The sequence below is a fragment of the Conexibacter sp. DBS9H8 genome, assembly GCF_023330685.1.
Taxonomy (GTDB): Bacteria; Actinomycetota; Thermoleophilia; order Solirubrobacterales; family Solirubrobacteraceae; genus Palsa-465.
On record NZ_CP097128.1, the window covers coordinates 3,457,787 to 3,470,645 of the forward strand.

Here is a 12,859-nt window from a genome sequence, read left to right on the forward strand (position 1 = left end):
CTAGGAGAAGGCGTCCTTGAGCGCATCGGCGACGTCGCTGAGGTCCGCATGGCTGCCGTAGTGAGCGGCACCGAAGATCGGTGCGGACGGGTCCGTGTTCACGGCGATGATCGTGTCGGCCTTGCGCATACCGATCAGATGCTGAACGGCGCCAGAGACCCCGAGGGCGAGATACACCTTCGGGGCGACCGTCTTGCCGGACTGTCCGACCTGACGGGCGGACGGAACCAGGCCGGCGTCGACCAGGGGGCGGGAGGAGACGAGCGTCGCCCCGATCCTCTCAGCCAACTCGTAGTAGGGCTCGAGATCTGACTCGTCCTCGGCGCCGGCCCCCCGGCCGATCGCCAGCAGGAAGTCGGCCTTGGTGATGTCGACATCACCGACCTCCGGCTCCCGGTAGCCGGTGTGCCGGGACCTGACGGCAGAAGCGTCGACATCCGCACCCGGACGGACGTTCGCCGACCCGTTCCCGGGGGAAGTCGCCCCGAAGGTGCCCGGCCGCACAAGGATGACAACGGTCTCCTTGCCCGGAAAGGTGAGTGTCTGAAGAAACTTGTCACCGTAGAGGCCGCGCTGAACCGTCAGGGCGCCATCCCAGGCCAGCGAGGTCACATCCGAAGCGAAGCCCGCGTCCTTGACCGCCGCGACCGCCGCGCCGAAGCCGAGCGAATCGATCGTGTGCCCGGCGAGCACCACAGCGGGCGAAAGCTCGTCCACCAGCCGACCGACCGCCGCCGCACTCACATGAGGCTCGAAGTGGTCCACCGGCGAGGCGATCGTGATGACCTCCGAGACCCCGGTCGCGTTCAGCTGTGCGGCGAGCCCGGGATCAGAGCCGATCAGCGCAACCGTGATCGAGCCGGCGGCCGAGATCTCTCGGGCTGCCGTGATCAGCTCGAAGCTGATGTCGCGCAGAGCTCCCTGACGGGCCTCAGCAATGACCAGGACGCCACTCATGACCCCACCTTTGACTTGATGATCTGTGCAATCCGTGCCGCCACGTCTTGGGCGTCTCCTTCAAGGATCTCTGCCCCCTCACTCACCGGCGGCAAAGCGAGAGCCTGGACGGTCGCCGAACCGTCAGCGAGGGCATCCTCATCCAGGCCCAGGCGCTCGATCGTCAGCTCCTCGCGGGGCTTGGAACTGGCGGCGCGGATGCCCCGGAGGTTCGCATAACGCGGCTCGTTGATGCCCGTCTGAATCGTCAGCAGCGCTGGTGTGACAAGGGAGATCTCCTCGAGCAGCCCGCCCTCGAGTTCACGCCGCACGCTCAACTGCCCGTCGGAGTAGTCGATGTGGTTGACCACCGCGACACGGGGCAGGTCAAGCAGCGCGGCCAGTGCAGTGCCGACCCCGGCGGAGACTCCGTCGGAGCTCATCACCCCGCAGAGGATGAGGTCCGCCGACTCAGACTCCACCGCCTTGGCGAGAACCCGGGCGGTAGAGATCGCGTCGAGCTTGTGAGTCTCGTCCTCGACGTTGATCTGAATGGCCCGGTCCGCCCCCATGGCCAGAGCAGTCAGCAGGCCATCCTCGACCTCATCACCACCGAGGCTGACGACGACCACCTCACCGCCATGGGCCTCGGACAGCTGGAGCGCGGCTTCGACGCTGAAAGTGTCCCATTCGTTCAAGTTCCACTCCAGCGAGGACTCATCCAGGGCGTTGCCCTCGATCTTGGCGGACTCATCCGGTGAGGCGGCCACCTTCAGCGGTACGACGATTTTCATGGTGTCTCCAGCGGTGGACGTGGGGTGGCGACTCTGCGGACGAGCGCGACAGACGAGAACTTTGCCGCGCGGCGTAAAGGGAACAGCGTCAGCGTCCGCCGAGGTGTTTCGGGGCTCACCCGGCCAAGTATGCATTGCCCCCACCCGGAGCTTGCCCCGATCGCCCGCTCCCGTTTGTAGCTTGCTCCATGAGCAGGCGATCCCCGGCGCCGGGGCCGGCCAGCCCGACCGCGGCGCCCCTGTACGTGGCCCCGGCGTCATCGGGTTCGGGAGCTGAGGCCTCCAAGCAACGCGTCGACGCCGAAGCGGAATGCCGCAGTGTCCGCCGAGGCTGGCCGGGCCGCTTCCGGGTCGAGAATCCGAGCGCGGACGAGCTCGGCACGGTTCTGCTCGACCGCAACCCAGCCGAGCACGTAGCGGATCAGCGCCTCGGCGACGAGACGGGCAGCGGGCTCGTCCAGGGGCGGTGCGAGCGTGCGGTGGAGGTCTCGGAATGGGCCGACGGCGTCGGGCTTGTATGCGTGGACGAACGAGAGCACCTCGGCTCCATCCCGGATCGGCAGCAGCGCGGCGCGGATGTCCAGAGCGGCCTGGGCGGGATCGGCCGTCGAGATCGCCGCGGCGCTGTCGGCCAGGATCTGCTCCCCGACCGCCACCAGCAGCTCCTGTTTGGAGGCGACGTAGTGATAGAGCGCGCCGGGTTGGACCCCGAGGTCCTGGGCCAGGGTACGCATCGACAGGCCCGCGAGCCCGCGGTCACGCAGCGCAGTGGACGCGGCGGCGATGATACGGGCGCGGTCCAGCGACACGGCCGGCACCCTAACGGTAGTCTTTGAACGGTGTTCAAAGACTGGTTTGACCTAGCCGAGCAACAGCTCACCGGCGGCACTTTGAGCCGCGATGACGCGCGCGCGATCCTCAGCGCCCCCGACCGCGAAGTAATGGAGCTGGTGGCCGCCGGCGGACGGCTCCGCCGCGCGTACTTCGGCAACTGGGTCAAGGTCAACTATCTGGTCAACTTGAAGTCGGGCCTCTGCCCTGAGGACTGCAGCTACTGCTCCCAGCGCCTCGGCTCGGAGGCCGACGTCCTCACGTACCGCTGGCTGCCCCAAGACGAGGCCCTCGACCAGGCCCGGGCGGGGATCCGCGGCGGCGCCTCGCGGATCTGCATGGTCGCCTCCGGCCGCGGTCCGAGCGCCCATGACGTCGAGCGTGTCGCGACGATGGTGGATGAGCTCAAGGCCGAGAACCCTCACGTCGAGGTGTGCGCCTGTCTCGGCATCCTCCGTGAGGGCCAGGCCGAGAAGCTCAAGGCGGCCGGGGTCGACGCCTACAACCACAACCTCAACACGAGCGAGGAACGCTACGGCGAGATCTGCTCAACCCACACCTACGCGGATCGGGTTGGGACGGTGGAGAAGGCCAAGTCCGCCGGCCTCTCCCCGTGCTCGGGCGTGATCGTCGGCATGGGCGAGTCCGACGATGAGCTGATCGACGCGATCTTCGCGTTGCGGACCCTCGGCTCGGACTCGATTCCGGTCAACTTCCTGATGCCCTTTGACGGCACGCCACTGGCGGGCACCCGACTGCTCAACCCGCTGAAGTGCCTGCGGATCCTCGCCCTCGCGCGCTTCACCTGCCCCGCGACGGAGATCCGCATGGCCGGCGGCCGTGAGCTGCATCTGCGCTCGCTGCAGGCGCCCGCCCTGCATCTGGCCAACTCGCTGTTCCTCGGCGACTACCTCACCAGTGAGGGCCAGGCCGCCGAAGCCGACCTCGCGATGATCGCCGACGGTGGCTTCCGAGTGCTGTCCGAGCGGCACGAGACGGAGCACGGACACACCGAGAGCGAGCTCACCGGACCAGCCGAGCGCCAGCCGAAGGTGGCGCTGCGCCGCCGCGGCGCGGGCACCGAGGTCGCACCGAACGCATGACCGCGCTGGCCGGTGCCGGGGCCGCCGCGCTGCTGGCCCGCGACCGTGGACTGGTCTGGCACCCTTACGGTCCCCTCGACGGTCCGGCCCCGTATGCGGTCGGGGGCGCCTCCGGGGTCCGTCTCTCCCTCACCGCCGAGGACGGCGCGCGCTTTGAGGCGATCGACGGGATGAGCTCGTGGTGGTGTGCGATCCACGGCTACCGCCACCCGGTCCTCGATGCCGCCGTCCACAACCAAACGGCGCACTTCAGTCATGTCATGTTCGGCGGCCTCACCCATCAGCCGGCGGTCGCCCTCGCCGAGGCGCTCGTCCAGCGCACCCACGGGGATCTCGCCCACGTCTTCTTCGCCGATTCCGGGTCCGTCTCGGTCGAGGTCGCCCTCAAGCTCGCCGTCCAGTACCAGGCGGCGGTCGGACGACCGCAGCGGCGACGGTTCGTCGCGCTGCGCGGCGGCTACCACGGCGACACGACCGGCGCGATGAGCGTCTGTGATCCCGTCGACGGGATGCACGCGCTGTTCCCGGGCCTGGTGGCCGAGCAGCTGTTCCTCGAGCGGCCGCCGGCCTGTGGGGCCGGCGGCTCGGGCGGGAGCGCCGGTGCTGCCGGCGGGTTGGGCGCGCGCGATGACGCAGCGGTGGCGCGCTGGATCGCCGCGGCCGAGGCGCTCGTCGGCGCGCACGCCGATGAGGTCGCCGCGATCATCGTCGAGCCGGTCCTCCAGGGGGCGGGGGGCATGTTCATGTACGCGCCCGAGTGTCTGCTCGCGCTGCGACGCATCGCGGACGTTCACGGTCTGCTGCTGATCGCCGATGAGATCGCCACCGGCTTTGGGCGCACGGGCCGCTTCTGGGGCGCCGACTGGGCCGGGGTGGTGCCGGATGTGATGTGCGTTGGCAAGGCGCTCACCGGCGGCTATCTCACCCTCGCCGCGCTGCTGTGTCGTCCTGGAGTCGCCGCGGCGATCACCGCGTCCGAGCAGCGGGCGCTCCTGCACGGCCCGACCTTCATGGCCAACCCGCTCGCCTGCGCGGTCGCCCTCGCCTCCCTCGCACTGCTCGACGAGGGCTGTCTCGACCGCGTCACGGCGATCGAGGGTGAGCTCGCGGCGGCGCTCGCACCCGCCCGCCAGCTCGGGTCGGTGAGGGACGTCCGTGTCCTCGGGGCGACCGGGGTGATCCAGCTCGACGGTCCCGTTGACGTCGCCGCGGTCACCCGCCGCGCCCTCGAGCACGGGGTGTGGCTGCGGCCCTTCCGTGACCTCGTCTACACGATGCCCCCGTACCTCTGCTCGGGGGCGGAGATCGCGACGATCGGCGCGGCGATGGTCGCCGCCGTCACCGACGTGCACGGCGACGGGTCTGAGAGTGATCGGGCGGGCGTCTGATGGACCGCCTCGCACAGTGGCTCGCGGACGCCGCGGCCGAGCGTGAGCGGCTCGGGCGGGTCCGAAGCACCGACTCTGCGCGCAACCCCGAGACCCACGGTGGCCTGATCGACCTCGCCTCCAACGACTACCTCGGACTCGCCGGAGACCCGCGACTGCGCGCCGCCGCCGCCCGCGCCCTTGACCGCTTCGGCACCTCCGCTCGGGCCTCCCGGGTCGTCACCGGGACGATGGCCGTCCACGAGGAACTCGAGGGCGAGCTCTGTGCGCTCACCGGCGCGCCGACCGCCCTCGTCTTCTCCAGCGGCTACACCGCGAACCTGGCGGTCCTCACCGCCCTCGGGGATCCCGACACCCTGCTCATCACCGACGCCCACATCCACGCGTCGCTGATCGACGCGGCGCGGCTGTCGCGCTCGCCGGTGGCAATCTGTCCGCACGGCGATCTGTCCGCGCTGGCCGAGGCGCTCGCCGGTCGCCGGGAGAGCCGGGCGATCGTCGTCGTCGAGTCGATCTACTCAGTCCTTGGGGATGCCTGCGACCTCGCCGCGACGGCGGCGCTGTGTGCGCAGCACGGCGCCTGGCTCGTCGTGGATGAGGCCCACGGCATCGGGGTGGCCGGCGCCGGCCGGGGTGCGGTCTGGGCGGCCGGCCTCGCCGGGGCCGATCACGTCATCGTCACCGCGACTCTGTCCAAGGCCCTCGGCTCCCAGGGCGGCGCGATTCTCGGGTCCGCGGCGCTGCGGGAGCATCTCATCAACACGGCCCGCAGCTTCATCTTCGACACCGGCCTCGCCCCGGCGGCCGCGGCGGCGGCCGCGGAGGCCTGCCGGGTCATCGCCGCCGAGCCCGAGCGGGTCGTCGCGCTCCATCAGGTCGCGGCCGCGATCGCCCGGGCGGCCGGGATCGAGGTGGCCGCCGGTGCCGTGCAGTCGATCTGCGTCGGCGAGCCCGAGGTCGCCTTCAACGCGGCCCGGTGTCTCCAGGAGAGCGGGATCATCGTCGGCTGCTTCCGGCCCCCCAGCGTCCCCGACGGCATCTCACGGCTGCGGTTGACCGCCCGAGCGACCGTCGACCCCGGTCTCGCCGCCGATGCCGCCGCCCTCGCCGCAGCGGTCGTGGTTCCGGCATGAGTCCCGGCGTGAACCTGCCGCCGGTTCTGTGCATCACCGGCACCGATACCGGCGTCGGCAAGACGATCGCCACCGCCGCGCTCGCCGCAGCGCTGTCGGCCGTGGGCCGCACGGTCGCCGTCTACAAGCCGACCCAGGCGGGTCTGGAGGATGGCGACGGCGACATCGACGTCGTGCGCCGGCTCGGCGGCATCGAGTCCGTCCATGAGGGGATCCGCCTCCAGTATCCGATGGCGCCGGTGGCCGCCGCGGCGCGCGAGGGGGTCGCCCTGGTGCCGTTGAGTGTGCACCGCGCCACGGTCGCCGCATTGGCCACCCACCACGACATCACCCTCGTCGAGGGTGCCGGCGGGCTGCTCGTCCACCTCGACGACAACGGCGGTACCCTCGCCGACCTCGCGGTACCCGACAGCGCCTACATCGTCGTCTGCCGCGCCACGCTCGGGACGCTCAACCACACCGAGCTGACCCTCGAGGCCCTTAGGAACCGGGGCTGTGTCGTGGCGGGCTTAATCATCGGCACGTGGCCCGCCCGACCGAGTGAGACTGAGCTCTCCAACCGGGATTATTTCTCACGCTGCGGTGTGCCGTTGCTCGGGGCGATTCCATCCGGGGCCGGTGACCTGAGCCCGGCGGAGTTCCGGGCCGCTACGGCGGAGTCGATTGTGCTGTAGCCGGAGGAGGCAGACCTTCTTGGCCTTCACATGATCTGTCCACCGTTAATCCCCCACACCTGACCGGTGATGAAGGAGGAGTAATCGGAGGCGAGGAAGTGCACCACCCGAGCGATCTCATCCGGGCGGCGGAGCCGTCGCACCGGGATCTGCAGCTTGATTCCCTCTATCACCCTCTCGGGGATTGCCTCGACCATCTCGGTGGCGATGTAGCCGGGCGCCACGGTGTTGACGGCGCTCCCGATCGAGTCCTCGGTCAGCTTGCCGCCTCGGTCCAGTTGCATCGCGGCCTCGCGCGCGAGCGTTTTGGTCAAGCCGAACAGACCGGACTTGGAGGCGGAATAGTTCGCCTGACCGATGTTGCCAATCTCGCCCGCCAGGAGGCCGTCGCAGAAAGGTCAGGTCCTGCCGGATGGACCGGGGCGACCGGCGAGGCGTTGGTTTTGAGGTCACCGGGCCGGCGGGTGAGCCGGCTGGCGTGGTTGGGCTGCTGAGGAGATTGATGCCTGCGAGGCCCAGCGGCCGTCAGTCAGGCGACGGCTGCCGTGGTGGCCTTCCAGTACTTCAGTAGGTTGTGCGTGGCGGTGATCAGCCGCCATTCTGAGCGACAGGCGTTCAGGCCTCGTCGCTGGAAGCGGTCCGCGCGGCGGTTGTGCTTGGTCTGGCCGAAGATCGGCTCGATCGTCTGACCACGTTGTCGGTAGAGCTCTTTCCCACGGTCGCTGGCAAGGACGCGACGCATGTGCTCATAGATCCCTCCGCGCCGTTGATGATCTGCGGTCTTGCCGTCGTCTCGGCTATCAGGTGGCACCAGCGCCTGGATCCCCTCAGCCCACAACCGCTGGATCTGCTCGCCCTTCCAGTAGCCGGCGTCAGCGAGCGCCACTTCGAGCTTGGCGGCGATCCCGGCGCCCTGAAGCTCTGTGATGGTGTGGCGGATCATCGGCTCGAGCTGACCTTGGTCCTGGCCGCCGACCAGCACCTCGGCGGCAACGATGATCTGATCGGCGGTTGTGACCGCTTGGGCGTTGTAGCCCTGAATGAAGCCTTGCCGGGTCTTGACCGGCCGGGAGTCCGGATCGGTGATATTCACCTTCCCGACTGGCTGTCGCGACGGTGCTGTGGGCTTGCGGCCTCTCAACTTCTTGCCCTCTTCGGCCTCGCGGCGAGCCCGAGCCTCCAGATGCTCACGATGGGCATCTAACTCGGCCTGATGCTCGTCTTCGAGCTGGCGCTTGGCCTCAGCCAATCGCGCCCTCCGTGACCGCGGATCGCTCAGCTCGGGGGGCAGCTCGTCCCCACGCAGCTCACCAAAGCGCCCGTTCTCAGCCTGATCGATCGCGTCGGCCTCAGCCAGGATCTCCTTGACGATCTGTTCATAGCTGCGCGTCGCCATCCCTGCGGCGTTGGCGGCAAGCTTGGTCCCGTCCAAGGCGATCACCCCCAACGACACCAGCCCCGCCCGGGCACACAGCCCCAGCACCTGAGAGAACAAGCCCGCCAGCGCCTCCTCATGCCGCACCCGGAACCGAGCGATCGTCGCGTGATCAGGCTGCTGGTTCGCACAGATCACCCGAAAGGCGACATCGACCCCACAGCGCCGCTCAATCCCACGCGAGGAACGCTCCCCGACCGCATAGGCATACAACAACAAGGCGGTCATCATCGCCGGGTCATGCGCCGCCCGACCATGACCATCAGCCCGATAGTCCCCAAAGATGGCCCTCAGGTCCATCTCGGCCACCACGTCCAGCACACACCACGCCAGCTCGCCCTCAGCCAGCCAGTCCCGCAGCGATGGCGGCATCAAATACGACTGGTCACGATCACACGACAAGAAGTTCTGCGCCATCCCCGAACTGTCTTAAACCGGTCGGACGGAACGGCCGCTTTGTGCGACAGCCTCCCAGGGAGGAGATATTGATGATGCGTCCCGAGCCTCGTTGGAGCATGTGCGGCAGCACGGCCTGAGCCATAAAGAACGCCCCGGAGAGATTGACGGCCAGAACCTTGTACCAGTCCTCATCGCTCATTTTCAGGGGCTCATATTTCGCGGTGCTCGACGTTACCGAGGAGTATTACCTGGAGACAGCTCAGCGGGTGTTCCGCGACCACGAACTTGCCCGCGGGTGCTTTACATGGAAAGGGCGCCTCGTAGAGCCCTCGTACATTAAGAGCGCGCTCCTGACGATCGAGGGCGGGCGCGACGAGATGTGCCCACCTGGTCAGACCTCCGCGGCCCACGATCTGTGCCCCGGGATTCCCGCCGAGTACAAGCGCCGCCATCTCCAACCGGACGTGGGTCACTACGGCGTGTTCAACGGACAGCGCTTTGACGCTGAGATCTACCCCCAGATTCTCGACTTCATCAGCGTCAGTCAGGCGCTTGCTGTCTGACCCCTTCCCGGGGCATGTTCAGCAGTTGCTCGACGGTCCCCGACAACAGCCAGTGACGGTCACTCGCGCTCAGGAATTCGCACGCCTCAAGGTACGTCAGCGACTCTGCGTAGGTGCACCATTGAAGGACCACTGGATGGTTGGAGCCCCAGATCAGCCGGTCAGCCCCGAACAGCTCAAGTGCACCGGCGAGATGCTCGTGAACGTCGGGGAAGGGGAAGCCCTCGTGGCTGACCTCGGGCAGCCCGGAGATCTTGACGCGCACCTGCGGGAAGGCGGCGAATTCGGGCAGCACCTTCAAGCCGGCGAGCGGGTCCCGACAGCCCGGGTAGACACCGAGGCCCAAATGATCGACGATCAGACACAACTGCGGACGCCGCTCGATCACCGCGAGCAGGGCGGTGAGTTCGTCCGGAGCGAAGACGGCGACCGGCACCGCCAGTCGCTCGCACGCCTCCCAGAACGGATCGAGCGCGTCAAGGCGCCCGGCGAGTGCTGCGGACCGGCCAAACGCGGTCAGCCGGATGCCGGCAGCCCCCGGCGATCCCATCCACGCTTGGAGCCGTCCGTTAGGATCGTCCGCGGTCGGATCAAAGCGGCCAAAGATCCGCACCCGGTCAGGGTGGGCGCCGGCGACCTCAGTGCCGTACGTGTTGTCATACCCCTCGGGACTCGGGGTCACCTGGATGGCGGCTGTGACGCCGGCGTCGTCGAGCGTCTGCAGCAGCGACTCCACGAGATACGGGCGCTGCCAGAGTGACGCTGCGTCCAGATGTGGTCGCCGCCAGACGTGGACGTGGGCGTCGATGATCGGCTCGTCATCTCCCATCTCAGCCGCGCATCAGCATCTGCGGACGACGGCCTGCGAAGCCTGGGCGGAGGTGAACCGTCGCAGCGTCGATCTCCGCGACTGAGGCGCAACCCAGCAGCGCCATGGCCTGGTCGATCTCTCTCCGTATGATCTCCAGCCACTGACCGACCCCGTCCTGACCCCCGGCCGCCAGCGCGCACAGCCATGGCCGGCCGGCCGGCCAGCACGGCGCGGGCGCCCAGGGCGAGCGCCTTGACGACGTCTGTGCCGCGGCGAAAGCCTCCGTCGACAAGACCTCCGCATCTCCAGCCACCGCGTCAACTACCTCGGGGAGGGCCTCGATTGCCGCCAGCACCCCGTCGAGATGGCGCGCCCCGTGGTTGGAGACCACGATCCCGTCAACTCGGAGCTCGATCAGCCGCCAGCACTCATCGGCTCGCGTCACTCCCTTGACCAGCAGTGGCGCGGCCCAGACCTCCCTGAAGAACGCAGCTCGTCTTCTGTGATCGAGCGTGCGGTTCCCGCGATCGCGCGCCCCATGTCCTTGAGCGAGCGAGGCGTCGCACGCGGGCCGCGTTCGATCAGGAACGCAGCGTCCATGCCCTGGCGTCCGCGGCCGGCTCCACCGCGCAGATAGTCGCATGCCCAGCGCGGGCGAGTGGCCGCCAGGACGACCAGCCTTGCGGTGATCCGCATCGGGACGGTCAGGCGGTGGCGCCGATCGCGCTCACGCAGCCCCTCCACGGCCGTATTGACGGTGACGATCACTGCCCGGTAGCCGGAGGCGCAGGCCTATCCCAGTAGGTTCCGGCACTCACCCGGGTCACTCGGCGGGTAGAGCTGAAACCACTTGGCCCCGTCAGCTGCCCGCGCGACGTCCTGCAGCGGGACACTTGCCACCGTGCTCAACGCATAGACGGTGCCCGCGTCAGCTGCCGCGCGCGTAACGGCCAACCCTCCCTCGCGGTTGTGAGCGCGGTGCCTCATCCGCGCAAAGCCAGCCGGTCCGACGAGCAGCGGCATCGATACCGGACAGCCCAGCACGGTCGTTGCGATGCTCCGCTCGCGGACGTCCGCCAATACCCGTGGGCGCAGGGCGATCTCATCAAAGGCACTACGGTTGTGCCGCAGCGTCACCTCATCCCCGGCACCCCCATCAATGGCATCGAAGGCGACACGAGGTAGGCGGCGACGCGCGGCAGCGCGAAAGTCATCGCTGTTGACCAGCATCAGTCCACCGGCACCTGTTCAACCGGCGCGGTCATTCGATCCGCGACGGCCGCCTCGACGATCGCGACCGTCTCCGCAGCCTCCGTCGCGCTTGCCCCGTGCGGGGGAGCGCCGGACAGCGCGCCGAGGAAGTCGGCGAGCGCGCGGCCGTAGACCTCCGATGCCGTGATCGCTGCGAAGTCCAGCCGCTCACCGGCATCGGTGTCAATCCAACCCCCGCCGTCGAATGTTCCGCCGGCACGGGCCCATCCGGCGGTGCCGTGCAACTCGACTGCGCCGGGAAAGCTCGACATCGCGTTGCTTGTCTCGATCACCACGGTCACGCGCGGAGGCGCCTGTAGGACAAGCACCGCGGTGTCCTCGGCATCTACGTCGGTGAAGCGCACGTTGGTTGTCCGAGCGCAAACTAGTTCCAGCGGTACGTCAAGCACCCAACGCGCGAGGTCGAGCAGATGAGCGCCGATGTCGTTGAGCACCCAGCCTCCGCTACGAGCCGGCGATGACCGCCACGAGGCCGCCGGGTCGCCTGACATCTCCGGGAAGTAGGGAAATGGCCAGAACCGGTGGATGCGCAGCAGGCCGATCTCGCCGAAGCGCGCGGATTGCACCGCGTCACGCAGCCACGCATGCCCCGGACGAAAGCGATGCTGGAAGCCGACGAGCAGGCACGTCCCGGTGTCGACGGAGACCTCGGCCAATCGCTGTGCCGCCTCGGCGGTCGTCGCCATCGGCTTTTCGAGCAGGACGTGCTTGCCGGCACTCAGGCACACATGAGCATGCTCGGCGTGACGATCGTTGGGTCCCGCCACCCACACCGCGTCGACCATCGAGTCCTCGCACAGAGCCTCCAGGCTTTCGTAGCTGCGCGCTCCGGGGTATCGCTGAGCCAGCGCGGAACCCCGCTCTGGCGTGCTGCCCAGAACGCCGGCGAGCCGCGCGCCGGCAGCCTCGGCAATGACCGGCGCGACGATCCGCGAGGCGTGGCCGGAGGACCCGATGATGGCCATTGCGACGGCGGTCACGACTCAGCGTCCAGGGGGATGAGCTCGAGCGCTGCCACCAGCTGATGAAGGTGCGTCGCAATCGCGTCGGCGTCCTCACTGCCCGCGGTGTTGAGTTGCTCAGAGAGGATCTCCGCCCAGGCGTTGTTCAGCCGAGCGTGGGTCCGGCGGCCGCCTGGTGACAACGTCAACAACGACGCGCGCTTGTCGTCCGGATCAGCGATCCGGCGCACGAGATCAAGCGCCTCCAGCCGCGCCAGGTGACGGCTCACCGTCGAGCTCTTCAGTGCGAGGGCCTGTGCGAGTTCACCGGTCCGCACCGGTTCGAGCTTCGCGATCGTCATGACGACCGGGTGCAGGCCACGCTCCAGTCGGATCCCGGAACGATCAATGAGCGTGCCGCTGCTATGCACCCGGTCGATTCCGCGGACGAGGGCGAGCATCTCCTCGAGCAATGCGGTCTCGCCTTGCCCGGGCGGGCTCATCAACGGGATTCTCGCACCGGCAGCGCTGCCATATCTCGGTTCACCTGTGGTGCCCGCCGACTCGAACATTAGGTGT

13 protein-coding genes and 4 pseudogenes are annotated in these 12,859 nt (G+C 68.5%); 5 read left to right on the forward strand and 12 right to left on the reverse strand.

Annotation, left to right across the window (positions count from 1 at the left end; all coding sequences use genetic code 11):
- The 3 genes from M3M55_RS16585 to M3M55_RS16595 form a co-directional block, all read right to left on the reverse strand.
- Positions 1-957 (reverse strand): electron transfer flavoprotein subunit alpha/FixB family protein, encoded by a 957-nt coding sequence (locus M3M55_RS16585; RefSeq protein WP_249010617.1) that lies wholly within the window; start codon positions 955-957, stop codon positions 1-3.
- Positions 954-1,730: an electron transfer flavoprotein subunit beta/FixA family protein gene (locus M3M55_RS16590; protein WP_249010618.1), complete on the reverse strand. Its 777-nt coding sequence runs from the start codon at positions 1,728-1,730 to the stop codon at positions 954-956. Before M3M55_RS16590 ends, M3M55_RS16585 begins: the two co-directional genes overlap by 4 nt.
- Before the next feature lie 257 nt (positions 1,731-1,987).
- Positions 1,988-2,539 carry a TetR/AcrR family transcriptional regulator gene (locus tag M3M55_RS16595; protein WP_249010619.1) on the reverse strand — a complete coding sequence of 184 codons (552 nt, stop codon included), beginning with the start codon at positions 2,537-2,539 and terminating at the stop codon, positions 1,988-1,990.
- Between the two features lie 30 nt (positions 2,540-2,569).
- Between M3M55_RS16595 and bioB the strand changes: the two genes are divergently transcribed.
- Genes bioB through bioD form a run of 4 tightly spaced genes read left to right on the forward strand, consistent with a single transcriptional unit; the run spans position 2,570 to position 6,859 of the window.
- Positions 2,570-3,664 carry a biotin synthase BioB gene (gene bioB, locus M3M55_RS16600; protein WP_249010620.1) on the forward strand — a complete coding sequence of 365 codons (1,095 nt, stop codon included), beginning with the start codon at positions 2,570-2,572 and terminating at the stop codon, positions 3,662-3,664.
- The gene (bioA, locus tag M3M55_RS16605) at positions 3,661-5,052 is read left to right on the forward strand and encodes an adenosylmethionine--8-amino-7-oxononanoate transaminase (protein ID WP_249010621.1); all 1,392 of its coding nucleotides are present in this window, start codon (positions 3,661-3,663) and stop codon (positions 5,050-5,052) included. The genes bioB and bioA overlap by 4 nt, the downstream gene beginning before the upstream one ends.
- Complete coding sequence (locus M3M55_RS16610) at positions 5,052-6,185, forward strand: 8-amino-7-oxononanoate synthase (RefSeq protein WP_249010622.1); 1,134 nt, start codon at positions 5,052-5,054, stop codon at positions 6,183-6,185. Before bioA ends, M3M55_RS16610 begins: the two co-directional genes overlap by 1 nt.
- The gene (gene bioD, locus M3M55_RS16615; protein WP_249010623.1) at positions 6,182-6,859 is read left to right on the forward strand and encodes a dethiobiotin synthase; all 678 of its coding nucleotides are present in this window, start codon (positions 6,182-6,184) and stop codon (positions 6,857-6,859) included. Before M3M55_RS16610 ends, bioD begins: the two co-directional genes overlap by 4 nt.
- 26 nt (positions 6,860-6,885) lie before the next feature.
- Here bioD and M3M55_RS16620 read toward each other — a convergent pair.
- The 3 genes and pseudogenes from M3M55_RS16620 to M3M55_RS17700 form a co-directional block, all read right to left on the reverse strand.
- Positions 6,886-7,233 (reverse strand): annotated as a pseudogene (locus M3M55_RS16620) (SDR family oxidoreductase); the annotation flags it as partial.
- 155 nt (positions 7,234-7,388) lie between these two features.
- On the reverse strand, positions 7,389-8,711 hold the full coding sequence (locus M3M55_RS16625) for a transposase (protein WP_249010624.1): 1,323 nt from the start codon (positions 8,709-8,711) through the stop codon (positions 7,389-7,391).
- Positions 8,712-8,760: 49 nt separating this feature from the next.
- Positions 8,761-8,898: pseudogene (locus M3M55_RS17700) on the reverse strand (SDR family NAD(P)-dependent oxidoreductase); the annotation flags it as partial.
- 16 nt (positions 8,899-8,914) lie between these two features.
- Here M3M55_RS17700 and M3M55_RS16635 point away from each other — a divergent pair.
- On the forward strand, positions 8,915-9,256 hold the full coding sequence (locus tag M3M55_RS16635) for a hypothetical protein (RefSeq protein ID WP_249010626.1): 342 nt from the start codon (positions 8,915-8,917) through the stop codon (positions 9,254-9,256).
- On the opposite strand, the gene M3M55_RS16640 is transcribed toward M3M55_RS16635, so the two are convergent.
- The 6 genes and pseudogenes from M3M55_RS16640 to M3M55_RS16660 form a co-directional block, all read right to left on the reverse strand.
- Complete coding sequence (locus M3M55_RS16640) at positions 9,234-10,085, reverse strand: amidohydrolase (protein ID WP_249010627.1); 852 nt, start codon at positions 10,083-10,085, stop codon at positions 9,234-9,236. The genes M3M55_RS16635 and M3M55_RS16640 overlap by 23 nt on opposite strands.
- A gap of 1 nt (position 10,086) precedes the next feature.
- The gene (locus tag M3M55_RS17705) at positions 10,087-10,269 is read right to left on the reverse strand and encodes an alpha-hydroxy-acid oxidizing protein (protein ID WP_371878778.1); all 183 of its coding nucleotides are present in this window, start codon (positions 10,267-10,269) and stop codon (positions 10,087-10,089) included.
- Between the two features lie 43 nt (positions 10,270-10,312).
- A pseudogene (locus tag M3M55_RS17710) lies at positions 10,313-10,710 on the reverse strand (alpha-hydroxy-acid oxidizing protein); the annotation flags it as partial.
- Positions 10,711-10,736: 26 nt separating this feature from the next.
- A pseudogene (locus M3M55_RS16650) lies at positions 10,737-11,297 on the reverse strand (alpha-hydroxy acid oxidase); the annotation flags it as partial.
- The gene (locus tag M3M55_RS16655; protein ID WP_249010629.1) at positions 11,297-12,319 is read right to left on the reverse strand and encodes a Gfo/Idh/MocA family protein; all 1,023 of its coding nucleotides are present in this window, start codon (positions 12,317-12,319) and stop codon (positions 11,297-11,299) included. The gene M3M55_RS16655 and the pseudogene M3M55_RS16650, both read right to left, overlap by 1 nt.
- Entirely contained in the window at positions 12,316-12,783 is a 468-nt protein-coding gene (locus M3M55_RS16660) for a MarR family winged helix-turn-helix transcriptional regulator (protein ID WP_249010630.1), read from the reverse strand. Before M3M55_RS16660 ends, M3M55_RS16655 begins: the two co-directional genes overlap by 4 nt.
- Positions 12,784-12,859: the final 76 nt, after the last annotated feature.